This is a genomic window from Microcoleus sp. AT9b-C3, from assembly GCF_036705485.1.
Lineage (GTDB): Bacteria > Cyanobacteriota > Cyanobacteriia > Cyanobacteriales > Microcoleaceae > Microcoleus.
The window spans coordinates 1-25,238 of sequence record NZ_JAUBUR010000026.1 but is presented as its reverse complement, the minus strand read 5'-3'; the positions used below and the strand labels follow the sequence as shown (position 1 = coordinate 25,238).

General features: G+C 46.7%; 22 protein-coding genes and 2 tRNA genes. 16 read left to right on the top strand and 8 right to left on the bottom strand.

Going from position 1 to position 25,238, the window contains the following annotated elements; genetic code table 11:
• Nucleotides 1–102: 102 nt before the first annotated feature.
• Nucleotides 103–1,374 carry an FAD-dependent hydroxylase gene (locus tag QUB77_RS21465; protein WP_333176965.1) on the top strand — a complete coding sequence of 424 codons (1,272 nt, stop codon included), beginning with the start codon at nt 103–105 and terminating at the stop codon, nt 1,372–1,374.
• 253 nt (nt 1,375–1,627) lie between these two features.
• Here QUB77_RS21465 and mazF read toward each other — a convergent pair whose 3' ends face one another.
• Together mazF and QUB77_RS21455 are read right to left on the bottom strand one after the other, a co-directional pair.
• On the bottom strand, nt 1,628–1,972 hold the full coding sequence (mazF, locus tag QUB77_RS21460) for an endoribonuclease MazF (protein ID WP_333176967.1): 345 nt from the start codon (nt 1,970–1,972) through the stop codon (nt 1,628–1,630).
• Nucleotides 1,969–2,211: an AbrB/MazE/SpoVT family DNA-binding domain-containing protein gene (locus tag QUB77_RS21455; protein WP_333176970.1), complete on the bottom strand. Its 243-nt coding sequence runs from the start codon at nt 2,209–2,211 to the stop codon at nt 1,969–1,971. Before QUB77_RS21455 ends, mazF begins: the two co-directional genes overlap by 4 nt.
• A gap of 500 nt (nt 2,212–2,711) precedes the next feature.
• On the opposite strand from QUB77_RS21455, the gene QUB77_RS21450 reads away from it, so the two are divergent.
• Both QUB77_RS21450 and QUB77_RS21445 read left to right on the top strand, forming a co-directional pair.
• Nucleotides 2,712–6,800, top strand: a complete 4,089-nt coding sequence (locus tag QUB77_RS21450) for a CHAT domain-containing protein (protein WP_333296075.1) — start codon at nt 2,712–2,714, stop codon at nt 6,798–6,800.
• Nucleotides 6,801–6,853: 53 nt separating this feature from the next.
• On the top strand, nt 6,854–8,308 hold the full coding sequence (locus QUB77_RS21445) for a hypothetical protein (protein WP_333176975.1): 1,455 nt from the start codon (nt 6,854–6,856) through the stop codon (nt 8,306–8,308).
• Between the two features lie 68 nt (nt 8,309–8,376).
• Here the strand turns inward: QUB77_RS21445 and QUB77_RS21440 are convergent, their stop codons facing one another.
• On the bottom strand, nt 8,377–8,589 hold the full coding sequence (locus QUB77_RS21440) for a helix-turn-helix transcriptional regulator (RefSeq protein WP_333176978.1): 213 nt from the start codon (nt 8,587–8,589) through the stop codon (nt 8,377–8,379).
• A gap of 126 nt (nt 8,590–8,715) precedes the next feature.
• Here QUB77_RS21440 and QUB77_RS21435 point away from each other — a divergent pair, with 126 nt between their 5' ends.
• On the top strand, nt 8,716–8,955 hold the full coding sequence (locus QUB77_RS21435; RefSeq protein WP_333176981.1) for a hypothetical protein: 240 nt from the start codon (nt 8,716–8,718) through the stop codon (nt 8,953–8,955).
• A gap of 126 nt (nt 8,956–9,081) precedes the next feature.
• Here the strand turns inward: QUB77_RS21435 and QUB77_RS21430 are convergent.
• Nucleotides 9,082–9,165: transfer RNA gene (locus tag QUB77_RS21430), tRNA-Leu, on the bottom strand.
• A gap of 228 nt (nt 9,166–9,393) precedes the next feature.
• On the opposite strand from QUB77_RS21430, the gene accC reads away from it, so the two are divergent.
• The gene (accC, locus tag QUB77_RS21425) at nt 9,394–10,749 is read left to right on the top strand and encodes an acetyl-CoA carboxylase biotin carboxylase subunit (protein WP_333176983.1); all 1,356 of its coding nucleotides are present in this window, start codon (nt 9,394–9,396) and stop codon (nt 10,747–10,749) included.
• Between the two features lie 74 nt (nt 10,750–10,823).
• Here the strand turns inward: accC and QUB77_RS21420 are convergent, their stop codons facing one another.
• A complete protein-coding gene (locus tag QUB77_RS21420) occupies nt 10,824–11,108 on the bottom strand; it encodes a YggT family protein (protein ID WP_006634856.1) in 285 nt (94 codons plus the stop codon).
• Nucleotides 11,109–11,232: 124 nt separating this feature from the next.
• Between QUB77_RS21420 and psbX the strand changes: the two genes are divergently transcribed.
• From psbX to QUB77_RS21400, 4 genes are all read left to right on the top strand, one after another.
• Nucleotides 11,233–11,352, top strand: coding sequence for a photosystem II reaction center X protein (gene psbX / locus QUB77_RS21415; protein ID WP_333051895.1), 120 nt, complete (start codon nt 11,233–11,235; stop codon nt 11,350–11,352).
• Nucleotides 11,353–11,633: 281 nt separating this feature from the next.
• A complete protein-coding gene (locus QUB77_RS21410) occupies nt 11,634–12,446 on the top strand; it encodes a Ycf66 family protein (RefSeq protein WP_333176987.1) in 813 nt (270 codons plus the stop codon).
• Nucleotides 12,447–12,799: 353 nt separating this feature from the next.
• Entirely contained in the window at nt 12,800–13,924 is a 1,125-nt protein-coding gene (locus QUB77_RS21405; protein ID WP_333176990.1) for a redoxin domain-containing protein, read from the top strand.
• Nucleotides 13,925–14,033: 109 nt separating this feature from the next.
• A complete protein-coding gene (locus tag QUB77_RS21400; RefSeq protein WP_333176993.1) occupies nt 14,034–15,485 on the top strand; it encodes a trypsin-like peptidase domain-containing protein in 1,452 nt (483 codons plus the stop codon).
• 48 nt (nt 15,486–15,533) lie between these two features.
• On the opposite strand, the gene QUB77_RS21395 is transcribed toward QUB77_RS21400, so the two are convergent.
• Nucleotides 15,534–15,731: a hypothetical protein gene (locus QUB77_RS21395; protein ID WP_333176995.1), complete on the bottom strand. Its 198-nt coding sequence runs from the start codon at nt 15,729–15,731 to the stop codon at nt 15,534–15,536.
• Here QUB77_RS21395 and QUB77_RS21390 point away from each other — a divergent pair.
• Nucleotides 15,730–16,350 carry a pre-peptidase C-terminal domain-containing protein gene (locus tag QUB77_RS21390; RefSeq protein ID WP_333323351.1) on the top strand — a complete coding sequence of 207 codons (621 nt, stop codon included), beginning with the start codon at nt 15,730–15,732 and terminating at the stop codon, nt 16,348–16,350. The genes QUB77_RS21395 and QUB77_RS21390 overlap by 2 nt on opposite strands.
• 234 nt (nt 16,351–16,584) lie before the next feature.
• On the opposite strand, the gene QUB77_RS21385 is transcribed toward QUB77_RS21390, so the two are convergent.
• Both QUB77_RS21385 and QUB77_RS21380 read right to left on the bottom strand, forming a co-directional pair.
• On the bottom strand, nt 16,585–16,773 hold the full coding sequence (locus QUB77_RS21385; protein ID WP_006634850.1) for a chlorophyll a/b-binding protein: 189 nt from the start codon (nt 16,771–16,773) through the stop codon (nt 16,585–16,587).
• Nucleotides 16,774–16,867: 94 nt separating this feature from the next.
• A complete protein-coding gene (locus tag QUB77_RS21380; RefSeq protein WP_333323349.1) occupies nt 16,868–17,884 on the bottom strand; it encodes a succinate dehydrogenase/fumarate reductase iron-sulfur subunit in 1,017 nt (338 codons plus the stop codon).
• A gap of 1,112 nt (nt 17,885–18,996) precedes the next feature.
• Between QUB77_RS21380 and QUB77_RS21375 the strand changes: the two genes are divergently transcribed.
• The 6 genes from QUB77_RS21375 (at nt 18,997) to QUB77_RS21350 (ending at nt 25,219) form a co-directional block, all read left to right on the top strand.
• Nucleotides 18,997–19,548: an excalibur calcium-binding domain-containing protein gene (locus tag QUB77_RS21375; protein ID WP_333177006.1), complete on the top strand. Its 552-nt coding sequence runs from the start codon at nt 18,997–18,999 to the stop codon at nt 19,546–19,548.
• A gap of 122 nt (nt 19,549–19,670) precedes the next feature.
• A complete protein-coding gene (radC, locus tag QUB77_RS21370) occupies nt 19,671–20,402 on the top strand; it encodes a RadC family protein (protein WP_333177009.1) in 732 nt (243 codons plus the stop codon).
• 317 nt (nt 20,403–20,719) lie between these two features.
• Nucleotides 20,720–21,064, top strand: coding sequence for a DUF1815 family protein (locus QUB77_RS21365; protein ID WP_333177011.1), 345 nt, complete (start codon nt 20,720–20,722; stop codon nt 21,062–21,064).
• Nucleotides 21,065–21,762: 698 nt separating this feature from the next.
• Nucleotides 21,763–22,242 carry a DUF4079 domain-containing protein gene (locus tag QUB77_RS21360; protein WP_333177014.1) on the top strand — a complete coding sequence of 160 codons (480 nt, stop codon included), beginning with the start codon at nt 21,763–21,765 and terminating at the stop codon, nt 22,240–22,242.
• 211 nt (nt 22,243–22,453) lie between these two features.
• Entirely contained in the window at nt 22,454–25,072 is a 2,619-nt protein-coding gene (locus tag QUB77_RS21355) for a ComEC/Rec2 family competence protein (RefSeq protein WP_333177017.1), read from the top strand.
• A 60-nt stretch (nt 25,073–25,132) separates the two neighbouring features.
• Nucleotides 25,133–25,219: transfer RNA gene (locus QUB77_RS21350), tRNA-Ser, on the top strand.
• The last annotated feature ends 19 nt before the right edge of the window (nt 25,220–25,238 follow it).

Here is a 25,238-nt window from a genome sequence, read left to right as displayed (position 1 = left end):
CCAGATTTGATATAAGCCCTGCCTCAAAACTGCCCTAAATCGAAATAATTCTTTACAATAACAAAGTAACAATCCAATTAACTTTGACAAAATCCCTTGAAAATGCCTGTAAACCAACTTTCTCCAACCACAGCCCCGACGCAAACACCGACACTCGACTTTGACATAGCCATCGTCGGAGGCGGCATAGTCGGGGCGACCTTAGCCAGCGCCTTAAAAGATTCTGGATTAAAAATCGCCATAATTGAAACCCAACTCCCCGCCGCCGCCGCCGCCAAAAAACAAGCCTATGCAATCACCCTGCTATCAGGAATGATCTTAGAAGGTATCGGCGTGTGGCAGCAAATCTTGCCGCAAATCACCACCTTCGAGCAAATTAGCCTCTGCGACGGCGACTATCCGGGTGTAGTCGAATTCCACCGGCCGGATTTGGGGAATACTGGCAAATTGCCCGTACCAAAAGCAGCTTTAGGTTACGTTGGCGAGCACGGAGTCATGCTGTCAGCTTTGCAAGAATCTTTGGCAAAAAACCCGAATTTTAGTTGGGTTTGTCCGGCGGAAGTAGTCGAGGTAAAATATTTAACCGATTGCGCCGAAATAGAAGTCAAACAAAACGGCGAAACTCGGAGTATTCGCACCAAATTATTAGTCGCCGCCGACGGTTCGCGATCGCGCATCCGCACGGAAGCCAACATCAGCACTCGCGGCTGGAAATACTGGCAATCCTGCGTTGCTATCACTATTAAAGCAGAAAAACCGCACAACGATATCGCTTTTGAGCGCTTTTGGCCGAGCGGCCCGATGGGAGTTTTACCATTACCGGGGAACCGCTGTCAAGTAGTTTGGACAGCACCGCACGCGGAAGCAAAAGCTTTGCAACAAATGGATGAAACAGAGTTTTTGACTTTGTTGGAACAGCGCACGGGCGGGCTTTTGGGGCGTTTGGAATTGGAGAGCGATCGCTTTTTGTTTCCGGTGCAGTTAATGCAGAGCGATCGCTACGTTTTGCCCAGATTAGCACTAATTGGCGACGCGGCCCACTGCTGCCATCCCGTCGGCGGCCAGGGATTGAATATGGGCATTCGAGACGCAGGGGCGATCGCCCAAATCTTGCAGCAAGCGCACCAAAAAGGCGAAGACATCGGCGATTTGCGAGTATTGAAACGGTATCACAACTGGCGCAAAAAAGAAAATTTAATCGTGTTAGGATTTACGGATTTTCTCGACAGATTATTTTCCAATACTTGGCTGCCAATTGTAGCATTTCGCCGCTTCGGATTGTGGTGTTTGCGGACAATTCCCCCAGTGAGGTTTTTAGCCTTGCGCTTGATGACCGGTTTAATGGGCCGGCCGCCAGAATTAGCGCAAAATTAGAAGAAACCGGGTTTTTTACGATATGTAAATAATCCTCCTAGGGGCGGGTTTTACCAACCATAATCGCCCCAAATAAACAATCTCGAAAACCCGCCCCCACCCAACCAACAATCATCATGCTCCAGGTAGATGTGGGTTATTGGTGATGTGGGGGCGGGTTTATCTAGATGGTTGGTAATTGTTAGATATTGTTGGTGAACCCGCCCCTACAAAATATGGTGTTCGTAGTCGCCCCAACTAAAGAAACCGGGTTTTACAGTAACAACGGCTCAATTTTGCTTTGCACCTCCTCGATCGCATCTTCAGATACAGACTCAACGAATCGAACACCGCGAACCTTCCAGTCTAGACACTTGATTTGATCGGCAAGGATTACTCCTTGAACTTTCAATCCAGTCGGTAAAGAAACTTCAAAAGGATAGCCTTTTTGTTGCTTTGTAATTGGCATAAATAAAGCTAAGGAGCTTTTCTCATTGTAAGCACGAGGCGACAGCACAAAAGCAGGTCTAAGTCCTTTTTGTTCGTGTCCCTTAGTTGGGTCAAAGTCTAAATAAACGATATCGCCTCGACTCGGAATGTAGGGATTTGATTGTGTCACAAAACTTCATTTCCCACAGCAACTCCACTATCAATCTCATTATGAAGATTCTCTGGAGTAATCGCTTCAACCAACTCCTCAAGTGAATATCGCCGACGAGTTATCGGCTCGATCGTCAGCTTACCATCTATCAACACAAGCTGCACTTGGGAACCTTCAGCTAAGTTAATCTCTTTAGCTAAATGCTGGGGAATCCGAACAGCAAGACTGTTTCCCCATTTGGCGATCGTCCCAACCATAACCCGATCCTCTAGCTAGTGATATTACTCTGAGGACTTGACCCTTTTTTTAAGGATGTATATACAGAGTGTCTACAGTATAGCAACTAATAGTAAAGTGGTGTTGCCCACAACCGCCAGGGGTTGAAACCCCTGGCTAATAGCGAAAGTCGCTTGAAACCGACTGAAAAGCTGAGATAAAAATCAAAAAATCTTTAGTCCTCATAGCGAGGACTTTTGCTATGAGACAGGGGTTTCAACCCCTGGCGGACTATCGGGCTAACCGAGGTTTCTGGCTACTCGCGCACAATCAATAGAAACCGGGTTTTTTCCCATCTCTTCGCCTGTCACGAAATGTTCTCGCAAAAACCCGGTTTCTGGGCACTCGCGCACAATCAAAGAAACCGGGTTTTTTCCCATCTCTTCGCCTGTAACCAAATATTCTCGAAAAAACCCGGTTTCTGGCCACCCATCGACGAATCATGGTAAATAAACATCCGTGTTACTGACAACTCCCCACAATGGAAGAAACCCGCGCCCAAGCTTATCTGCAATTGATTGAGACACTCCTGAATTGCCCCAACGGTGAGGAACCGCAGATTTTACAGGCTAACTTAGAATTGGTAGATTCGGGGTTTCTGCAAGTTTGCGAGGTAGTAGCAGAAAACTTGGCAGAGGAAGGACAGGAAAATCAGGCTAATTTTTTACGGAATTTGGCCAGTCAGCTAGGGCAATTCTTGGGGATGAATGATGAGGGAGATAGCGATAACTCTGAAGGTGAAAATCCCCAAGAGTATGCAAACTTTATCCTAGACTTATTGCAAGCAGAACAAGATAGCAACAGCGATATTAAAGTAATTTACCCCATGCTGGCCGGGCGGCAACATCTCCTTAATAGTTGTTTTGCCGAGATTTTACAGCAAGTGACCCAGAATTTTATTGCCGAACACCAAGAAGCAATTGAGTTGATTGTCGCCCACATTGAAAATTTGAGTATTCATATTAATGAATTTCCCCTTGGCAGTAGATTGAATAATCTTGAAATTGCCATTATTGGTTATCAAATAGTTTTAAATAATCGGGGACCTGGCAGCGAAAAATATGCTCAAACTCAAAATAACCTAGCTATTGCCTACAGTGACAGAATCAACGGTTCGCGGGCTGATAATCTGGAAAGGGCGCTCGAGTTTTATCAAGCTGCTTTAACTGTTTATAAGCTTGAGGATTTCCCCGAAAAATGGGCAATGACTCAAAATAACCTAGCCGTTGCCTACTTATACAGAATCAACGGTTCGCGGGCTGATAATCTGGAAAGGGCGATCGAGTTTTTTCAAGCTGCTTTAACTGTTTATAAGCTTGAGGATTTCCCCCAAGATTGGGCAATGACTCAAAATAACCTAGCCCTTGCCTACAGTGACAGAATCAACGGTTCGCGGGCTGATAATCTGGAAAGGGCGATCGAGTTTTTTCAAGCTGCTTTAACTGTTCGTACTCTTGAGGATTTCCCCGAAAAATGGGCAATGACTCAAAATAACCTAGCCCGTGCCTACAGTGACAGAATCAACGGTTCGCGGGCTGATAATCTGGAAAGGGCGATAGAGTTTTATCAAGCTGCTTTAACTGTTTATACCCTTGAGGATTTCCCCGAAAAATGGGCAACGACTCAAAATAACCTAGCCGTTGCCTACAGTAACAGAATCAACGGTTCGCGGGCTGATAATCTGGAAAGGGCAATCGAGTTTTATCGGGCTGCTTTAACAGTTCGTACCCTTGAGGATTTCCCCCAAGATTGGGCAATGACTCAAAATAACCTAGCCGGTGCCTACTTATACAGAATCAACGGTTCGCGGGCTGATAATCTGGAAAGGGCGATCGAGTTTTTTCAGGCTGCTTTAACTGTTTATAAGCTTGAGGATTTCCCCCAAGATTGGGCAGGGACTCAAAATAACCTAGCTAATGCCTACTTATACAGAATCAACGGTTCGCGGGCTGATAATCTGGAAAGGGCGATCGAGTTTTATCGGGCTGCTTTAACTGTTTATAAGCTTGAGGATTTCCCCGAAAAATGGGCAATGACTCAAAATAACCTAGGGGAAGCGTACAGAAACAGAATCAACGGTTCGCGGGCTGATAATCTGGAAAGGGCGATCGAGTTTTATCAGGCTGCTTTAACAGTTCGTACCCTTGAGGATTTCCCCGAAGATTGGGCAACGACTCAAAATAACCTAGCTAATGCCTACTTATACAGAATCAACGGTTCGCGGGCTGATAATCTGGAAAGGGCGATCGAGTTTTATCGGGCTGCTTTAACTGTTTATAAGCTTGAGGATTTCCCCGAAAAATGGGCAATGACTCAAAATAACCTAGGGGAAGCGTACAGAAACAGAATCAACGGTTCGCGGGCTGATAATCTGGAAAGGGCGATCGAGTTTTATCAAGCTGCTTTAACTGTTTATACCCTTGAGGATTTCCCCGAAGATTGGGCAATGACTCAAAATAACCTAGCCCTTGCCTACAGTAACAGAATCAACGGTTCGCGGGCTGATAATCTGGAAAGGGCGATCGAGTTTTATCAAGCTGCTTTAACTATCAGAACTCGCGAGGCTTTCCCACAAAATCATGCAGAAACTTTATATGGTTTAAGCAATCTTTACCGAAGCAACCAGCAATGGCAACTAGCCTATGATAATTACGCCCTAGCGATTGAAACAGTAGAAATTTTACGGGGTGAGGAATCAGGGGATGAAAACAAACAGAAATTAGCCGAACAATGGAATCAACTTTATCTTGGCATGGTAGAAGTGTGCATCGAACTTAAACGCTACACCGAAGCTGTGGAATATGCGGAACGTTCCAAGGCGCAAAACTTAATCGAGTTGCTATCGGTAAAAGATTTGTATCCCCAAGGAGAAATCCCTCCCGAAGTGCGCCAAGAGTTGCAACAGTTAAGGCTGAGAATTGCTGAGGAAAATCAACGGTTAAAACAAGCTGAAGATAAAAACTACGATACCATCAACCAACTTCGCCAAGATTTAGCAGCAAAATATCCCTATACACCTCTCAAATTTGGTGAGATTCAGCAGTTAGCAGGTCAAAAAACAGCAATTGTTGAATGGTACATTTTGAATAATAGTTTTTGTGCTTTCACCCTCACCAAGAACAACTCCCAACCACAATTTTTATCATTTACCGACGAGTCAGATTTAAAACGGTTAACTGATTGGATAAATGAATATTTAGGAGATTATTACAGCAACTGCCAACAATGGCAAAACAGCCTCGGAACCAAACTAGCAAACCTCGCGCAGATTCTCCACATTGATGAAATACTCGCAGCCATTCCCAAAACTTGCGATAAACTAATCCTGATTCCCCACCGCCACCTGCATTTATTCCCAATTCACGCCCTCCCTGTCAGCGGGGAAATTTGGCAGCGCTTTCACCGCGACAACGAAAATTGCCCTCTAAATCCCTGTCTCGTTGACTGCTTCGACAATGGAGTTTCCTACACCCCCAGTTGCCAAATTCTCCACCAAGTCCAAAAATACAAACGGGGTAAATTCGATAAATTATTCGCCATTCAAAATCCCACAGATGACTTGATGGCTGCCGACATGGAAGTAGAAAGCATCAAAAACATCTTCCCCAGCCCAGAAATATTAGCCAGCCAAGATGCCAAAAAAGGCGCAAAATCAAAGGAAACACTAGAAATCGCCGAAAGAGTCGCCCACAGCCATCATCTGTTCTTTTCCTGTCACGGTTCCTTCAACCCCAACGAACCGCTACAATCTGGTTTGCAACTAGCCGACGGTACTCTCACCCTAGAAGAAATCATCCGCTATTTCAACCTCAGCGAATGCAGTCTAGTCACCCTTTCCGCCTGCGAAACCGGACAAGTCCAACTCGACAACACCGACGAATACATCAGCCTCACCAGCGGTTTCCTGTTGGCGGGAAGTCCCAGTTTATACGTCACCCTGTGGTCAGTAAATGCCTTTTCCACAGCAATTTTACTCATCAAAACCTACGAAAACCTTTACCACCAACCCGGTAAACTCGCCCTAGCATTAAATCAGGCCCAAATCTGGGTACGAGACACCGACATCCAAGGCTTCCTCGACTGGACAAACCAATGTCACCTTTTAGACGATACCTGGCGGCAAATCTTACAAGACTGCTTGGAAGAAGAGAAAGAAACTCAAGGAGTTAGTGCTAAAATTTACCAAAACCCCTATCATTGGGCCGGCTTCTGTGCCGCTGGCAAAGGAGAGCAAAACATGGCTAATAGCACCAGCAAACTAGAAATTTTCCAGGAATTAATTCAAGAATCAGATTTATTTGTTAACCTGAGAGATGCCCTAGTTTCTCTCAAAGGTCAATTAACAGACAATGATGAAGAGAATATCAAAATTATTGATAGTTGGTTGCAAGACAAACCAGAAATCAGGCGAAAATACAATACTAAGTTAATGAAAGCGGGAGATAAATTAGGCAATAAAGCGCAATCACCTACCAAGCCGGGACAAGAAAAGCCAATATTGAAGAAAAGCATAGAAAATCTTATTGTTGCCCCAGAAAAACCTCCCGAATCAAATAAAGATACGCCCTAGTCTCCATGAAAAACTTTAGTATCAGTGTTTGTTTTTTCCATCTAAATCAGACCTTGAATGAACCTCTCGATCGAGTTTCACCGCAAGCCGATTTAATTTGGGAAAATCTAATTAAACTCAGCGAAAAACTGCCTTTCACTGAACTAAAAGATTTGAAATCAAAATTAGCGTGTTATGAGTTCGATCCCGAATCAAATGTTTTCCAGCACAAAGGAGAATCATTAAATTTAATCAATCTCTGGCTGACCAAAGAACAACAGCCGATCGAACTTACTGCCATTAACCAAAATGGATTAGCGATCGGCGGGAAGCTGCAACCCTTTTTATTGAACGATACCTATGCCTTCGACTTAGCTTTATATCCCGAAAATCCCGATCGAGACATCGCACCACAAGAACTCTATTTATTTGAACCCAGCAGCCTCTTTTTAGACTGTTCCGAAAACACCCTCGGTGAAACCATCTGGTTTTACGGAGAAACAGCAGTAGGTGATGCAGAATGTCAAGATGCAGCCGATACATTGGTGACAAATTTTCTGAAAAACACTAAATTTACAGCTAGATTAGTCGATGAAGGTAAAGGTAAATTACTGAATGTTCCATTATTTGAATATGAAATTAAACAAGAAAATCAGCCGAATAAACTGTATAAGATTTTCGTCTGGATTAATAATCAAGCCATCAATCCAGACTTTACCTCAGCTTATGACAATTTATTGGGCGCGCTATGGACTCGCCACAAAATAGAATATGTCTACCCACAAGGGCGAGAAAGTTATAAAAAAGCCCGAAAACTTTATAGCGAACTCGAAGCAAAAATTAAAGAATTCAAGCAAGATTTGCCTTTAGAAGAACTGCAAAAACTTCTGGAATCAATGCCAGAACTATCAATGCAGTATCAACGGCAACTGAGAAATCTGCAAGCGCATTATACCACGATTAAAACCAATCAGATAAACTATCAAAACTATTTGCAAGAATTCTGGCGATCGGGCGATATTCCGAGTTGGCAAGAGTTTGGCGAAAATACCTGCAAGCGCTATCTCGACCAAATAGAAACCTACCTCAGTTATATCCAGCCGGGTAAAGACTTGATCGGCGAATTTATCAATACATTGCGGGGTTTGGTGGAAATAGAACAAGCGAAGTCCGATCGCCAACTGCAACACACTTTACAGAAAAATGAGGAAAAAGAAAAAGAAAAAGAGCGCAATTTACAAAACACGATTCAAGCAGTCGGTACCGGCATCGGTGTCGGAGTCGGCTTTGCCGGAATCTTAGCAGCCGGCTACCCCTTAATCGAAAAACCTTGGGATTTGCCTTCTCCCCAACATCCTCTGCTACCGCCGCATCCCTTCATTATTGCCGTTGTACTTAGTTGTTTATCCGGTGGAGGCTTCGGATGGTTGGCTTGGTTTGTCACTAAACGCTACCTCAAGGCTAAATCATCACCTCAGCAGACCATTTCACCTAGTCCCCAAAATCAACTTACCTCTGGGGATGTGTAATCGCCCTCTGCTTTCTTTGTTAATTACATTTTCGCAGTCATATTCTCGCGACTTACCGATAAATCTGTTTACTCTTTCACAACATCCATTAACTCTTCAATCAGAACATCGAGGGTGCGAGCTATTTTTTGAATTGATGTGATATCAACCGTTGCTAGTCCTTCCGATCGAGCATAGTGCCTGACTGTGCTGTACGGCACCTCCGCTCGATCGGCAACATCCTTTAGCGTCCATCCTTTTTCGTCAGCCAACTCTCGGATTCGGAACCTAACTAACCCCATTCTACTTGACAAACGATAAGTATATATCGTTTAATATTTGTAATCACAAAGACGATCGCCCTCAGACCTGATAAATCAAGGGCAATCGCCTCTCTAACCATCCACTTTCGTGGAAAGGATTTTCCTATGATACCAAAAGAACTCACTTATCGCGATCGACTTAAACCTTGGTGTATAATTCGCCAACTCCCAAACTGTCAGCGGTTAACAGTCGCGCGTTTTAGTCGCCGCCCTGAGGCCGAAGCTTACTTGAATGCACTGCGTCCCTTAATGCCCGCAGTCCCACATACAATTGTTTTTGTAAATGCGCTGTGCGTCAACGAAACCAGCGTTACAATTCAAACACAATTGTCGATCGACAGTTAAAGAATGCTTAGTTCGATCGAGTTTTCGAGAATCCGATCTAAAACTCGATCGACTTTCTAGAAAAACCACTCAATATAAAACAACTGCCAACAGCCAAAACCGTCAACAGTTGTTTTATATATTCAATGCGGATGGCGAGACTCGAACTCGCAAGGACATAATGCCACACGCACCTCAAGCGTGCGCGTATACCAATTCCGCCACATCCGCTCTTTCTGGCAATCTCCGGGATTTTTGCGTTACGAGTTAAACATTCACAGGTTGAGGTTCCTGACATTTAACTTGTGACTTGCCCTTTTGCACCGCCGATTTACAATCATAGCACCACTACCAGCAAAATGTAAAATAAATTTTTATGAACAATTTCTGCAAAACCATTATCCAGAACATACCGAAAGGCATTATTGTACAGAATATTGAGTGAATTAAGCAGCGAAGATGGGGTTCTCGAAAATTTTAATCGCTAATCGGGGAGAAATAGCTCTCCGCATACTGCGCACCTGCGAGGAAATGGGGATTGCCACGGTCGCCGTTCACTCCACCGTAGATAAACACGCCTTGCACGTCCAGTTGGCAGACGAAGCCGTTTGCATCGGCCCCCCCACCAGCAGCAAAAGCTATTTAAACATCCCCAACATCATCGCGGCAGCCCTGACGCGCAACGCCGCAGCCATTCACCCCGGTTACGGCTTCCTGGCGGAAAACGCCCGATTTGCCGAAATCTGCGCCGACCATCAAATTACCTTCATCGGCCCTTCTCCTGCCGCGATGCGGGCGATGGGCGACAAATCCACCGCCAAAGAAACCATGCAGCGGGTGAAAGTCCCCACAGTTCCCGGTAGCGAGGGATTGCTGGCCGACGATCGCGAAGCTTTGTCGATCGCCCGCGACATCGGCTATCCTGTGATGATCAAAGCCACCGCCGGCGGTGGAGGCCGCGGGATGAGGCTAGTTAGAGAACCCTCGGAACTCCCCAAACTATTCTCAGCCGCCCAAGGCGAAGCCGATGCAGCCTTCGGCAACCCCGGACTTTACCTGGAAAAATTCATCGAAAAACCCCGGCACATCGAAATCCAAATCCTCGCCGACAACTACGGTAACGTCATTCACCTCGGCGAAAGAGATTGTTCGATTCAGCGCCGACACCAGAAACTCCTCGAAGAAGCCCCCAGCCCAGCCCTCACCCAGAAACTGCGAGATCAAATGGGTCACGCCGCCGTCGCCGCCGCCAAATCCATCAACTACACGGGTGCGGGTACTGTCGAATTTCTGCTTGACAAATCGGGCAAGTTCTACTTCATGGAAATGAACACCCGCATCCAAGTAGAACATCCCGTCACCGAGATGATTACAGGTCTCGACTTGATAGCCGAACAAATTCGCATCGCCCAAGGGGAAAAGCTGCAAATCAAGCAAAACCAAGTAATTCTCAACGGCCACGCCATCGAGTGCCGCATCAACGCTGAAGATCCCGATCGCAATTTCCGACCGCATCCCGGCATAATCAGCGGTTATTTGCCTCCCGGTGGCCCCGGCGTGCGGATGGACTCTCACGTTTACACAGATTACGAAATACCCGCTTACTACGATTCTTTAATCGGTAAAGTAATTGTATGGGGGCGCGATCGACCGACAGCCATCCGCAGGATGAAACGGGCATTGCGGGAGTGCGCCATCACCGGCGTTCCTACCACCCTGGGCTTCCACCAAAAAATTCTCGATTCCCCCGAGTTTCTCAACGGCGAAGTTTACACGAATTTCGTCGAACAGTTCTTGAACCAAAACAGTCATTAGTCAGTAGTCAGTTGGCAGTTAGCAGTGGGTGGCGACTAATCCATGCCCGATGCCCGATGCCCGCCAACTGACTATTACATCATCATCGTCAGCAGCCCTTGCTGACCGAGAATCATTTCTCGCAGCAAGCTACAGATACCCACCCAAATAATCGGCGTAATGTCCACCCCGCCGATCGGCGGTACAATCTTTCTAGTTACGGCTAAAAAAGGTTCCGTCGGCCAAGCAATCAGACTCAACGGCAACTTGCTCAGGTTCACCTCGGGATACCAAGTCAAGACGATCCGAAAAATAAACAGCAAGGTCATCACGACTAGGACAGAGCCCAGAATCCAACTTGCAACGGTAATACCAGTCATGGGTCTTATCTCGAAATTTTAAGTTTTGTTAAGTCTGCTATTCATAATTTTAACCGTTTCACAGGTGCGATCGAAAGTATAAAATTAATAAAAATCAAATTGTTGTAACAAAGGCTTAGAATCTATGACTCCTTCTCTAGCGAACTTTTTGTACAGCCTGCTTGTGGGCGTGGTGGTTGTAGTGCTTCCAGCAACGATCGCCCTGATCTTCATCAGCCAAAAAGACAAAATCAAGCGCACCTAAAAAGTCAGCGGGTTTCTAAGTCCGGCGCTGCAAGTCAATTGTGGGCTACAAGTCGGGCATTTCCCCGATCCGAGAAACCTCGGCTGCCAGCAACTGTCAAGGCAAAACCTTCAGTTGACTGCCAAGCTGAGGTTTTTTCCCGTTAAACTCATTATTATACTCACTTCCCAAGCTGAAACCCTGACCGGACGCTGCCCCAGAAAGCACAGTCGGGCTGACAGACTTAATGATAGATGTAAAATCTAACTCGCTAACATAGGAAAGACATAGGAGATAGGCTAATGGTCAATTTAGGATTGAACTGGAGCAGCCTGTTAGGGATTATCCTAGCAGTAGCAGGGGCAGGACTGTATTTTCTGCGATCGTGGCGTCCCAAACTAGCCCGAGACCACGATATTTTTTTTGCAGCAGTCGGCCTGCTGTGCGGCGGTATTCTGTTATTTCAAGGATGGCGGCTTGACCCAATTCTGGCATTCGGTCAATTTCTGCTCACCGGTTCCGCCATATTTTTTGCAGCAGAAAGCATTAAACTGCGAGGAGCGACCACAGCCCAAGCCAAAACTCGCGCCCAATACATAGATGAAGACCGACCGGTCAGCAACGCCTACGGTTACGACGGCTACGATGCCGACATGGAACAGCTAGAACCAGAGGAAGACTATCCGCAGCGTCCCCGGATTAGAGGCAGCCAAGACTACCGTTCCTCTCGGGAAGCCTACGACGACGAACCCCGCCGCCGCCCCTCGAATCGCAACGGTAGTGCGAACACCTCCAGGCCCGACTCGCCCGATCGATCATCGTCTCGCAAACGTCCCTCTCGCCCAGAAGCCCCGCCCACTCAAGGGTCTGACAACTGGGACGTTTCAGACAACCCCGAAGAAAGACCGACCCGCAGCCGCAGCAGTCGCCCCCCGGCTTCGGAAAACCGCAGTTCCGATACGCCACCGAGAACCAAAAAACCCCGTCCTACGGAATCATCTAGGTCTCGCCCCAGCAACCGCGACGTGGAAGCACCCCCGTCAGACTACGTGGAGTATCGACCTGTAGAATACCCGGAAGACCAACCGGATAATTCCCCCAGTTTCGACAAATAGGCAAACACTAAGTAGATGGGTGAAACTAAACATTTCTCGTGCCCGCAGGCAAAAAAATAAGTTGCGTTTAGTGATGCCCATCTACTTTATTCTCAGATATTAAATTGATTAAAAAGACTGTAAAGTGCGAGGGTGAAACCCCAAACCAACGAAGATATACACAAATAATATCAAATCCGTTAGCATCCGAATAGTAAATTCGAGTCAACTGTCAACTGTCAACATCATTCCGGTGTTACCGGAAATTATATAAAAGCTAATTTTTTTTAAAATTTTTTTGATCTACCGAATCTGTGGAACTAATCAACAGCATAATAATCTAAATATAAAATCCCAAATTTTAAATCAGCAAGATGCCATTACTCGAAATAGGAGATCCGGCTCCCTGGTTTTCCATTCCTTCTACCAATAACCCCTTATTTCATTTCTCAACGGTTGCCGGCCGGCGAATCGTGCTGTTTTTCTTGGCCAGCGCAGCTTTTGCACAAATCCAAGTTATCCTCAAAAGCTTTCAAGAGCTATCAGAGGAATTCCAAAGCTTGCAAGTAGTGCGGTTCGGAGTGAGCGTTGACCCAGCAGACAAAGAACAAAACAGACCGACAACAATTGCTCCGTCATTCCTGTTTTTCTGGGACTTACACAAACAAGTCAGTCAGCAGTACGGTGTTTGCCGAGATGTCGAAGAAAATGGAGTTGCCGGAGTGCACTATGCACCCCAAACTTTTGTACTCAACGAAAACCTTCAGGTAATTAATATTTTGCCGATGGGCGAACCGCACCAACACGCTCAGCAAGTATTAGATTTTATCAAAACTTTGCCCCCAATTGAGGAAGCCCGATCAGCCACTCGCCACGCCCCGGTGTTGGTAATTCCTAACGTTTTGGATAAAGCCTCTTGCCGGAGTTTAATTGATATGTACAAAACTCACGGTGGCAATCCTTCGGGCTTTATGAGGCAAATAGACGGGAAAACAGTGGGGCTGCACGACGACACTTTCAAGAAGCGCCGAGATTTCTTTATTGAAGAGCCAAAGTTGCAAGAGCGATTGAATACGATTATTTTGCGCCGGGTGCGGCCGGAAATAGAAAAAGCTTTTCAGTTTACAATCACTAGGTTTGAACGGTATTTGATAGGTTGTTACGATGCTGACAGCGGCGGTTATTTTCGGCCGCACCGCGACAACACTAGCAAAGCTACGCTGCACCGCAGGTTTGCGATGACGCTAAACTTGAATGTGGGAGAGTACACGGGGGGATTTTTAAGGTTTCCAGAGTACGCGCCGCACGGTTATAAAGGCGATTCTGGCACGGCGATTATTTTTTCGTGTTCTTTGCTGCATGAAGCGACGCCGGTGATTAGCGGCCAGCGTTTTGCTTTGCTGTCTTTTTTCTACGGCAATGAGGATGCTGCGCTACGACAAGCTAATTTTAAGTATTTAGCTGCTGATTCAGATTCCCGAATTGGAGAACCGGCGTGAGAAATGTCACTACCGTGGTGCAAGTCCTAAAATAATTAGAGAAGGTAGTTAGAGGTTAGCCACAAAACCTAATTCCTAGCTACCGATCGCTAAATAATAATCGATCGCCATGAATTTCAAACTTCTAAGTTTAGCAGTATCGGGAATTTTAACGGTTGGGGTTGCAGCCAGCGCTACTGCGGTTGTTACGACATCCCCTGTGCGGCAATCAAAAGATTTAACGGAATTTAACTCGGTGCATTCCCAGGGTGCGATCGCCCAAAATGTCGAAGAACAAACCAATATTCGAGTCTACGAAAAGGCTAGTCCGGCGGTTGTTACAGTTGATACAGATAAATCTAACGGCAGTGGCACAATTATCAGCCCTGACGGCATGGTGTTAACTAACGCCCACGTTGTTTCGGCAGGCGGTACCGTCAATATCATTTTGTCAGACGGCAGAAAACTTGTCGCCGATGTCATCGGATTCGGCGAAGAAGGGCTAGACTTAGCCGTGGTGAAGATTCGCGGTCAAAATAATTTACCCACCATTCCTTTAGCCCGTCCCGGTTCGGTGAAAGTCGGGCAACAAGCATTTGCGATCGGCAATCCCTTCGGTCAATTTCAAGGTACTTTTACAGTCGGAATCGTCAGCCGCATCGACCAGCAGCGGGGCTTAATTCAAACCGACGCCGCCATCAATCCCGGCAATTCAGGAGGCCCACTGCTCAACAGTTCAGGAGAATTAATCGGCGTCAATACTTCTATTTTTACTCGCGGTCGGGGCGGTGGCAGTATCGGTATCGGTTTTGCCATTTCCGCAGACAAAATACCCCCTTTCCTGACAGCGGTGCGAGAAGGGCGGGCTCCCCGCGTGGCTCAAGCCCGATCGCCCTTTGGTGGCAACAAATCACCTCAAAAAGTTGCGTTAAACGGGCCGGCTGTTAGCGGCCTCCTCACCGACAAGTCTAGCGTTCTGCCCACCGACAACAGCTTTTTTGACCTCTACTCCTTTGAGGGAAAAGCCGGCCAGCAAATCACAATAGAAATGAAAAGTCAAGAGATTGACCCTTATTTAATTTTGCTCGGGCCCAACCAGCGCGAAATCGCCCAAGACGATGACGGGGCAGGCAGTAAAGACGCCAGAATTACAGTCAGGCTGCCAGCAGACGGGACTTACACGTTAGTTGCAAATTCCTACCAAGCTAGGCAGTCAGGGGCTTATACGTTAGAACTGAAAGCGAGTGCTCCTACCGCGCCTTCTCGGGCGATTTTGCAAGAAGAAGGCGCTTTAGTCGCAGGCGGCCCAGTATTGCCGTCTGACAACAGTCTGTATCGCGAGTATACTTTTGAAGGTCGATCGGGTCAGTCTGTAGCCATTTCCCTCGAAAGCACAGATTTCGATCCCTATGTGGCTATCTTTGGCCCTAACGGTCGATTAGTGGCAGAAAATGACGATGAGAGCGATTCGACTAAAAATTCGTTTCTGACCGTTACTTTGCCCGCTACGGGTCGCTATCGCGTAATTGTCAATGCTTACGATGCTTCGGGCCGGGGTCGTTACACTCTAACAGTCCGTTGAAAATGGGGAAAAAGGTAATGGGTAATCGGGAATTGGTAATTGGTCGAATTATTCTGCTTCCTGCTTCCTGCTTCCTGCTTTCGTGCATTCATTAAATCCGTTACAGAATCCGTTGCCGAACTTCCTTCTTCCATCCGTTAAATCCTTTACACTCATCCGTTGCCGAACTTCCTTCTTCCATCCGTTAAATCCGTTACAGAATCCGTTGCCGAACTTCCTTCTTCGTTGCAAATCGAGGTAATTCATGCGTCAAGTTAGATTTTGGGCGATCGCGCCAATTGCTCTACTAGCTACTTTTTCGGGTAAGCCGACTGTCTCCCTACCAGTTTCAAATTTAGGTGGAGTTGCTAACAGTAGTTCCACCCTCCTTTCAGGAGAATTTCCTCAAAATTTAACTGATGCAAAGCCTGCTGACAAGGCAGTTTTAGCTCAAGCAAGCCCCAACCCGTCGCCATCACCACAGAGTTCGCCAACTCAGAGCCCAACTGTAGAACCTCGATCGAGCCCTGATGCGGGTTCATCTAAAGTCATTTTAGAGCAAAACGGAGAACTCACCCCTGCTAAGTCTTCTGTACTGCCCTCCGACAGCAGTTTGTACGACGAGTATACCTTTGAAGGCACTCAGGGTCAGAAAGTGGTTGTTACCGTAGAAAGTACCGAGTTTGATACTTACCTGGCTATTTTCAACTCCCAGGGCGAATTACTTGCAGAAAATGATGATGCGACGCAGCAAAATTCCAATTCAGAGCTTACTGTTACCTTATCGGCGAACGGTCGCTACCGCGTCATTGTCAATGCTTACGATCCGCCTCCAAAAGGTAGAGGCAAGTACAGTTTGACCGTCCGCGAAACAACTGGAAATTAGTTTAAACGAAACTTCTGAGTCAGGGCAGGGCATTGCCGTGTCCCTATAATTCGAGGACGATCGCACTACAAGTAAGTGCGATCGACTTTGGTACATTCATGTGTTATCTGAAACTCTAAAACTCATAATTTTGCCTTTATAATTTGATCGACTCTATTTTAAATAACTCTTAAAATTAGAAGGGAAGCTGAAAAAGCGATAAATTTTCAACTTCCCTTCTTGATTTAGATTAATTTAACGAAAACCCAGCCAGGTAAAAAAATCCTGGCGGGTGAAGAATTCTAGCAGCAAAAGTCCCACGAATCCCACCATCGCAAATCGGCCGTTGATTTGTTCTGCATAGGCATTCCACCCAAACGCTGGTTCTGGTTTTGGGGTATTTGGGGTTGTCGGTTTTGGGGATGGAGGAGTTTTGGCAGTCATTTAAAAGTTTTAAGTTTCGAGTTTTGAGTGATGACTTTTGGGAAGCTTTGCGATCGCACAACTTCTAATTTACAAGAGAAATGACAGCCGATCGCTAATCTGCTGACTTTTCTAAACTTTGAACCGATTCGATCAGATTTCGCACGGTTTCGGTACCTTCAGAAGGCTCAAAAAACAGCGGGAACTTGCCGCGAGCGATCATTCTCAAACCCAACGGGCCCAGACTCAGCAAACCTTGAACGTCCCGGAAGTAGTTTCCTACTACTTCGATGCCAAATTTGCGCTCGTCTATCCAGCCGCCTTCTTTGACGAGATCGATTAAAACTTTGCGGTGGCGGATCGATCGACTAGCTTGGTCGTCTTTGCGATCGAGAATCTCCTGTTTAATCTTACCAATTTGATCCATCGGCGCAACTTCCATAGGACAAACCGAGTTGCAGTAGTAACAGCGGGTGCATCCCCAGACGCCTGCGGTGCCTTCGTTGTATTTTTCGAGCCTATTTTCGGTTTCGCTGTCGCGGGAGTCGGCGATCGTGCGGTAAGCTTTGGCGAGGGCGTGGGGGCCGACAAATTCCGGGTTGACTTCGCGGGCGTTGCACTCAGAATAGCACGCACCGCAGAGGATGCAGTTGCCGGTTTGGTCGAGTTTCGATCGCTCTTGTGGAGTTTGCAGAAATTCGCGTTCTGGAATTGCTCGCGAGGCGGTGCTGATATATGGTTCAACTGCTTCTAGGTTGTCCCAAAAACTGGTCATATCAACGACTAAATCTTTAATAACCGGCATATTTCCCATTGGGGCGACGGTGATTTCTGGGATGAAATCGGTAGGTATTTCTGCTGAGCTGGAATCGGCTATTTTTTGCAGTCTTGCGAGTTCGCTGGCTACATTTTCTTTGCAAGCTAATGCTGAGCGACCGTTAATTCGCATAGAACAACTGCCGCAAATTGTATTGCGGCAATTTTTGCGAAAAGCTAAAGTGCCGTCGTGTTCCCACTTAATACTGTTGAGGCAGTCGAGGATGGTATTGCTCTCTTCCACCTCTAGGGTGTAAGTGTGAACCCGGGGAGCCTCGTTTTGATTTTGGCGCACTACATTAAAGCGGACTTTCATATTTTGAGTAAGGAATTTAGTGTTTATTTTAAGCTAAATTTTTGGACTGTCTAGAAAGCTCTTATTTTTTTAACAACTACCTAAAGGAAGAGATTTTAAAAATTTTATTATTGTTTGATAAACATCAATAATTCTCAAGTTATAAATCCTAAATTACCACTTTTTTAAGCGGATTTGTGAGCTATTAATTGGAGATAAAAGTAATTAATCGCTGCAATTCGCTAGGCGGAGGTGCGTGATGTCCAGCTTGTTTGTATTAACTTTCATGTTTTCCACACCGGCTTTTTGTCTGGGTCTGCTAAATCCTCAATGGGTGGGACTGGGAACTCGCAAGCGATCAACTGCCTTGTACGGCGGCTTGATGGCGGTTTCGTTCGTTTTGCTTGGGGTTACAGCACCTAAGACGCCACAACCAGTTTCATCCAGGCTGCTGGCCTCAACTGAATGGCCAGAATTTAGGGTAAGCGCACCTTTGCGCTGAAGGTAGCTGGGTATGCATTTCACTTTTTTGGCAGCATTACAAGAAATTTTACCAGGACTTACGGCCGGTTGGGGCCAGAAACGTAGTTTTTTAAGAAAAATACTTGGTTCTACTAATTTACTGCAATTAAAAACCCCGGTTTATAGGCGTCGGAGTGCGATCGCGAACTGTAGGGAAAAATCGTGGCTTTAGTAAGGAGAAAAACCATAAAAGGACTTAGGCAAAAAAACAGGTTTTTTCCACAAATCGTCGCTTTTTCGATAAATATTTACGCAGAAACCGGGTCTTTGGTCTTTGAGGGCGTCCAGGACTGATTCAGAAACCGGGTTGCACCAGGGTCGGGTGTCCAACTTTCTAGTTTACTTCGTAAATCATAGGGATTTGTGAGTTGGCCGGCAGATAAATAAGCAAGTTAACTTGTCAGGACTTACGCACAGGGATTAAATAACTCAGGTTGTTTAAACAGATATCCTTTGTGCTTAACCTCGGATTTTGGTAAAAGAAACCCGGTTTCTGCGTCCTGGATGGCTTTTCTTTTTTAGTGCTAAAAATCGCTATGTTTAATTTTTTCGTCTTAAGCTTTCTATTGTCTATCCCGGCCTTCTTTCTGGGTATTGTTAATCCGAAATGGGTGGGCGCACCAACCCGCAAGCGATCGATCGCGATGTACGGCGGGTTAATGGTGGCTTCGTTGGTGCTTGTTGGTGTCACCGCACCCCCTGCGTCTCAGGAAGTTTCAGTGGCGCTTCCGGCCGCAAGCCCTCCGCTAGTATCATCTCAAACCGCCAAGCCGTCACCGCTTTCGGCAGCGCCGACACCCAAGGCGGAGACTGTCAAAACGCCGACACCCACACCGAAACCTGCCATTTCTGCTGCCACACCTGCACTTGTCAAACCAGTGCTCGATGATCGCAATTTGCCATCTTCAGTCAAATCTGTTGAGCGAACCGCAGAGATTGCTCTTGATGCACAGCAGCCAAAGGAAGATACTAAGAAAGTTATTTATGAGTCTTCTCAACCGAAGGTTAAAAGTGCCGATTTTCCGAGTTGCGTTAACTCGGATTGCAACTGTTCTGACTTTGCGACTCAAGCAGAAGCGCAGCGAGTGTTAGAGGCATATCCGGGCGATCCGTTTAAGCTCGATCGAGATCGAGACTCGATCGCTTGCGAAACGCTGCGTTAGATTTAATCTGCCAACAGCCTCGGTTAATGATGAAGGCTTTTTTCGGTGATTGTACGAATTGAAGAACGCAAATCGATCGGCTAAAATCATGTAATTGTTGAGCTTGCGGTGCGGGTGCAGCTATGACTTACAGCTTGAGAATTGTCGATTTGCCAACGAGTGAACGGCCACGGGAACGGTTGATGGCGGGTGGCCCGAAAAGTTTGGCGACTGCTGAATTGATTGCGATTCTCCTGGGTACTGGTCAGGGACCCGGAAAACTTTCCGCCGTCGGGCTCGGACAGTATATTTTAAATCAGTTGAGTTTGCACCAACGCGATCCTGTGGCTGTGCTACGCACTATTAGCGTTCAGGAGTTGACGCAGATTCACGGGATTGGCCCTGCTAAGGCGACTTCGATTTTGGCTGCAGTGGAGTTGGGGAAGCGGGTATTTCAGTCGCGGCCTCCGGAAATGGCTGTGGTTGACTCTCCTCAAGCGGCGGCGGATGCCCTGAGTCAGGATTTGATGTGGCAGTCTCAGGAACGCTTTGCTGTGGTGCTGCTGGATGTGAAAAATCGGCTGCTGGGAACTCAGGTAATTACGATCGGCACAGCAACGGAAACTTTGGCTCACCCACGGGATATATTTCGGGAGGTGATCCGCCAGGGGGCGACGCGGGCGATTATCTCGCACAATCACCCCTCCGGGATTGTGGAGCCAAGCCCGGAGGATATTGCTTTGACGCGACAGTTGCTGGCGGGAGCGCAGTTTTTGTCGATTCCGCTGCTGGATCACTTGATTTTGGGGAATGGGGATTTTCGGAGCTTGCGGCAGACGACGACGCTTTGGGACGAGTATCCCCAGGGCGATTGAACTCTTATACTTAACTAATTTCATGACTATCATTAGTTATTTGTATCTTTGGGTTCTCCGACGGCCCAATCAGCTCTGACAGCAGGCAAATTTTCCGGCTGGAGTCCCCCGCGAGAGCCTGTTTTGGCTGAATGTCGCTGCTGATACTGCGTTTCGACGACAACTCGGTTAATCTAGTATAGGTAGGCTGAAGAGGTCGCTAATCCGATTTTTTTTGAGCATACTAAACGTATACTAAACCAGCACCTAAATACCCATTTATTAAGAAATTATTAAATGGGATGTAAAATACACGGTGTGGTGATAGGAGGAGAACTGTGTTTCTGAGACTTGCAGAACAACACCGTAAATTCGTTCAAGATTTGGTAATGAACCTCCAAGCTTTAGCGATCGTGCTAGAGCATCGGGGTTATCTGGCATCCTGCTACACTTGCGGGGGTCAGATGAACAGTGCCTCATTTATGGTCAGTTTGACGGACAACCATCTGATTCGATTTTTAGTGTCAGATTACGGTATCACTTGGACAGAGATGCGGGACGACCGCGAACTCATGAAACTAGAAGGTGCAGAAGCTATTAGTCAGTTACAAGAACTGGCAAATCTCGTAAAGTATCAAATCCAACCTTCGGAAGCTACTTTAGCGACGGCGCAGGGAGTTTAGCGATTGCACGGTTCCGAGGAAGGTGACGCCAGAAAGTCGGTGCTTGTCTGCTACAACCGAATCCCCAACGAGTTAGTTGAGAGGGTTCACGTGTTGCACAGCGATGGCTGCTCAACAGACAAGGGTGCTTTGAGGGTGCCTTGAGACGCTCAGCTTCGCGCTCAGTCGATCGAACTCTCATCGCGCAGACGGCATACTTTATGCAAAAAGTGTCAAACTTGGAACCTCTAGTTTTTTTTCCGCAGTTGATTCTCCCTTGAGAGCGATTAGCAAAATGTAGAAGTGCGAGTGCTCGTCGGCTGCGATGTTAATTTCTCACTTTGGCATTCAAAAGTCAAGGAATTGAAATTAACTTTAAGCAGGCAGGTAAAATTTAACATCCAGAGTGAGGATGAGGCTGTGAAGATTGGGCAAAAGGCAGCCCACGGGGTGTGATGTGCGGGCGAATGGCGTTTATTTTTGCTCTTAGATTTAGCCTATCAGGCTAATAATTAACTTGAAGCAGCATCACTGCTGTAAAACATCTCACAGCCGGCTTGTGCCGGCTAAGTTTTGCGTATATCTAGGCTTCTAGCCAATGTTTGGCTTTTAGGTTAAACGGCTCTTTGAAGTGTACGCTCGCACTTGCTAAACTAATTTTATAATACTTTAATGATTAGTCCTAAAATATTTATCGCCCAGTTTGGAGTCAGCATCAAATGGTAAATTTAAGCGAACTACTAGAACCCATCGCCAGTCAATTTCGCAGTCTGGGAATTCCCGAACCAATAACCCATTGGGGACACCCTGTAATGATGGGGATCGTGGTGGTGGCGATGGGCAGTTTTGTCGGGTATACAGGATGGCAGGGACGTTTGGCCCCCGATAAAGATGTCGCACTAAAAAGTCGATCGGATCACCGCAAGCTTGCACCGTGGATGTTTCTGTTTCTAGCTTTGGGCTATACAGGCGGCTTGCTGTCGCTGGTGATGCAGCACCAACCAGTCATGGAAAGTCCGCATTTTTGGACAGGTTCGGCAGTGCTGGTGTTACTGGCTATTGGCAGCTTGATTTCGCTAACGGGTTTTGGGGGCAATAAGCTAGCACTGCGCGCGGTTCACGCTTATTTAGGCACGACGGCCCTTGCACTTATGGTGCTGCACGCGGCTTTCGGTTTAAAATTGGGGCTGTCTATTTAGAAGAGGAAGAGGAAGGGGAACGGGAAGGGAAAGAATGTAAGGAAAGAATTTTTGCCATAACTTACGCATCGGTAGCCAGAAACCCGGTTTTTTATCCAAATACACGGCGTTTAGCCATTTATCCCGGTTGAAAAACCCGCTTTCGTTGGTAAGGAGTGCATAAGTTCCGCATAGATTTCCCTGAAATATTCCCCCTCTAAATTGCTAATTAATGAATCAAGCAACGGGTGTCATCTTCTGTCTTGCCTACATTTTGGGATTGATTTCTACAGCGGTTTCTTGGGGTAGATACGCGATACTTGCTTTGGGAATAGGGGTAGCGATCGCCCTGCCAAAGTTGTTGCGAAAATATACTAAAAATTCTGTCAAACTTACTAAGAAAAGACGCAGCCGACAAAAAGAAAACGCTCTTGAAGAACCCTTAGATGCGAGGGAAGAATTGAGTTGGTTGGAGAGGCTGCCGAGAGCGAAATGGGTGTGGGCAGTTGCCGGTTTGCTGGCATTTCTAGCTAGCGTTTATTTTGCTGTTCGATCGCCCCAACCGGCAATAGATGACATCAGCAAACTGATTCCGGCTGGCGGGAACACTCAAGAAGTGGCAGTGACAGTTCGCGGTAGAGTTGTCAGTACGCCTCGATTGACTCGATCGGGTCGATCGCAATTTTGGCTAGAAACAGATTTAGTTAGCGAAATCAACGGCGGCGAGGGAGGGGCCGTTGTCAACCGCCCAGTATCCGGCAAACTCTACGTTACAGTGCCCCTCCTGCAAGCAACGGGTTTGTACGCCGACAATACGATCGCAGTTGTGGGTTCCTTGTACAAACCGCAGCCGCCGTCGAATCCGGGGGCTTTTGATTTTCAAACATATTTAGCCAGAGAAGGAGCTTTTGTAGGGCTAAAAGGCCGTCAAATTGACTGGAAGAGAGAAAAGGCGATCGCAGATGTAAATCGAGTTAACAGCCAAACGGCTGCTTTCTTGGAGCCCAGCGGGATGCAGCCCTCGAAAATTCAAGCGATGCGGCAGCGGATCGTGCGATCGCAACTATCGCAGTTAAATGTTCCCGAAGGGCCCTTAATTAGTGCGATAGCCCTCGGCAAACAAGCAGTAGATTTACCTTACAATATCCGCGACTATTTTGTGCAAGCTGGATTGGCCCACGCGATCGCAGCTTCCGGCACTCAAGTTTCAATGGTTTTGGCTTTAGTTCTAGGTTTGACCAGACGTTTTTCCAAACAATTACAATTTAGTTTTGGCGTCGGTGCTTTATTTTTGCTAGTGGCATTAACTGGCTTTGAAGCTTCAGTATGTCGCGCTGCTTTGATGGGATTTGGAACATTATTTGCTTTGGTGCTGAACCGCCAAGTTAAGCCGCTGGGATTGCTGTTAATCGCTGCTACTATTTTACTGCTTGTTAACCCTTTGTGGATTTGGGATTTAGGTTTCCAACTGAGTTTTTTGGCAACTTTGGGGTTAATCGTGACAACGCCCCCGCTGATGGCAAAGTTGGACTGGATGCCTCCCGCGATCGCTTCGATTGTTGTAGTTCCGATCGCCGCTTCAGTTTGGGTGCTACCGCTGTTACTTTATGTTTTTAGTGTGGTATCACCTTACAGCATTTTAGTTAATATTATTGCGGCTCCTTTGCTGTGGATTTTGAGTATTGGGGGGATGGTTAGCGCTTTAGCTGGATTAATTTTTCCGCCCGCTGGCAGTGTTTTAGCGCAACTGCTCGATTATCCGGCAAAGGGGTTAATTGCGATCGCCCAATATTTCTCGCAATTACCGGGTAATTCGGTAGCTGTCGGTCAAGTATCGGTGTTTCAGCTAATAGCACTTTACAGTTTAATTTGCTGGGTTTGGATCGGGGGAAGTTCGGCAACGGATTCTGTAACGGATGTAACGGATGTAAAGGATAGAAGGAGGAAGGAAGAAAAAAGACGGAAGCCGGAAGCAGTCAGAGGGAAAAACCAGGAAAAAGGGAAAGGGAAGAAGGGGAAAAGCAGAGTTATTTCGCTGCCGAGTTTTTCATCGGCTTGGATTTTACCGCTGGCGCTGGTGGCGGGAATAATTATCATAGTTTTGCCAGCTTGGCACGTTCAAGCATCTTTATTTCAAGTTACTTTGCTGGCGACATCTGGCGAACCTGTTTTAGTAATTCAAGATAGGGGCAAAGTGGCGCTAATTAATAGCGGTGATGAAAATACCGTAAGGTTTACAGTGTTGCCTTTTTTGCAGCAGCAAGGAGTTAATTCTGTGAATTTTGCGATCGCCACTCACGGTCATTTAGGTTTGAGCAGTGGTTGGGGAAAATTACTAGAACGCTTGCCAATTAAAACATTTTATGATAATAATGCTCCGAAACAAATTCACCGTGGCAACAATCAGGAATTTATGACGGCTGTGCAATCTCGCCAAGGCGTTTACTTTCCTTTAGAAACTAACAGTACAGTTGATATGGGTTCGACTCGGTTGCAGTTGGTGAATGCGGAGATTCCGGTGGTAGAATTCCTGGTGGGAAATCGAACTTGGTTGCTCGTGGGTGAAATGACACCGGAGGCGCAAAAACAATTGGTCGCAACGGGAACCTTGAAGCCGGCTCAAGTGCTGTGGTGGTCAGGAAAAACCCTGACGGCTGAGTTATTGGGCGCAGTTGGGCCACAAGTGGCGATCGCATCTGCTGACGAAATCGACCCAGAAACCGCAGCTCAACTGCGCCAAAGCAAAACTCAGATATTCTGGACAGGGCGCGACGGAGCCCTCCAGTGGACTCCAGCAGGGGGATTTAAGACCACTCTGGAATCTGAAGAAAATCAAACTTCTTTTTTATAAAGATTTACAATCTGGCGCACTGTGCGGTAAAATACTTTTAGCTCACATCTCAAATCAATTGGAGAGGTGGCAGAGCGGTTGAATGCGGTAGACTCGAAATCTATTTTGGAGGCAACTTCAACGTGGGTTCAAATCCCACCCTCTCCGTAGAACCCTTACTCCACAT

Bases quoted from the DNA above. Each gene is read 5' to 3' on its own strand.
- QUB77_RS21465 (WP_333176965.1), top strand. From the start codon at position 103: ATGCCTGTAAACCAACTTTCTCCAACCACAGCCCCGACGCAAACACCG.
- QUB77_RS21455 (WP_333176970.1), bottom strand. From the start codon at position 2,211: ATGGTTGGGACGATCGCCAAATGGGGAAACAGTCTTGCTGTTCGGATT.
- QUB77_RS21450 (WP_333296075.1), top strand. From the start codon at position 2,712: ATGGAAGAAACCCGCGCCCAAGCTTATCTGCAATTGATTGAGACACTC.
- QUB77_RS21440 (WP_333176978.1), bottom strand. From the start codon at position 8,589: ATGGGGTTAGTTAGGTTCCGAATCCGAGAGTTGGCTGACGAAAAAGGA.
- QUB77_RS21435 (WP_333176981.1), top strand. From the start codon at position 8,716: ATGATACCAAAAGAACTCACTTATCGCGATCGACTTAAACCTTGGTGT.
- accC (WP_333176983.1), top strand. From the start codon at position 9,394: ATGGGGTTCTCGAAAATTTTAATCGCTAATCGGGGAGAAATAGCTCTC.
- QUB77_RS21420 (WP_006634856.1), bottom strand. From the start codon at position 11,108: ATGACTGGTATTACCGTTGCAAGTTGGATTCTGGGCTCTGTCCTAGTC.
- psbX (WP_333051895.1), top strand. From the start codon at position 11,233: ATGACTCCTTCTCTAGCGAACTTTTTGTACAGCCTGCTTGTGGGCGTG.
- QUB77_RS21410 (WP_333176987.1), top strand. From the start codon at position 11,634: ATGGTCAATTTAGGATTGAACTGGAGCAGCCTGTTAGGGATTATCCTA.
- QUB77_RS21405 (WP_333176990.1), top strand. From the start codon at position 12,800: ATGCCATTACTCGAAATAGGAGATCCGGCTCCCTGGTTTTCCATTCCT.
- QUB77_RS21400 (WP_333176993.1), top strand. From the start codon at position 14,034: ATGAATTTCAAACTTCTAAGTTTAGCAGTATCGGGAATTTTAACGGTT.
- QUB77_RS21390 (WP_333323351.1), top strand. From the start codon at position 15,730: ATGCGTCAAGTTAGATTTTGGGCGATCGCGCCAATTGCTCTACTAGCT.
- QUB77_RS21395 (WP_333176995.1), bottom strand. From the start codon at position 15,731: ATGAATTACCTCGATTTGCAACGAAGAAGGAAGTTCGGCAACGGATTC.
- QUB77_RS21385 (WP_006634850.1), bottom strand. From the start codon at position 16,773: ATGACTGCCAAAACTCCTCCATCCCCAAAACCGACAACCCCAAATACC.
- QUB77_RS21380 (WP_333323349.1), bottom strand. From the start codon at position 17,884: ATGAAAGTCCGCTTTAATGTAGTGCGCCAAAATCAAAACGAGGCTCCC.
- radC (WP_333177009.1), top strand. From the start codon at position 19,671: ATGACTTACAGCTTGAGAATTGTCGATTTGCCAACGAGTGAACGGCCA.
- QUB77_RS21360 (WP_333177014.1), top strand. From the start codon at position 21,763: ATGGTAAATTTAAGCGAACTACTAGAACCCATCGCCAGTCAATTTCGC.
- QUB77_RS21355 (WP_333177017.1), top strand. From the start codon at position 22,454: ATGAATCAAGCAACGGGTGTCATCTTCTGTCTTGCCTACATTTTGGGA.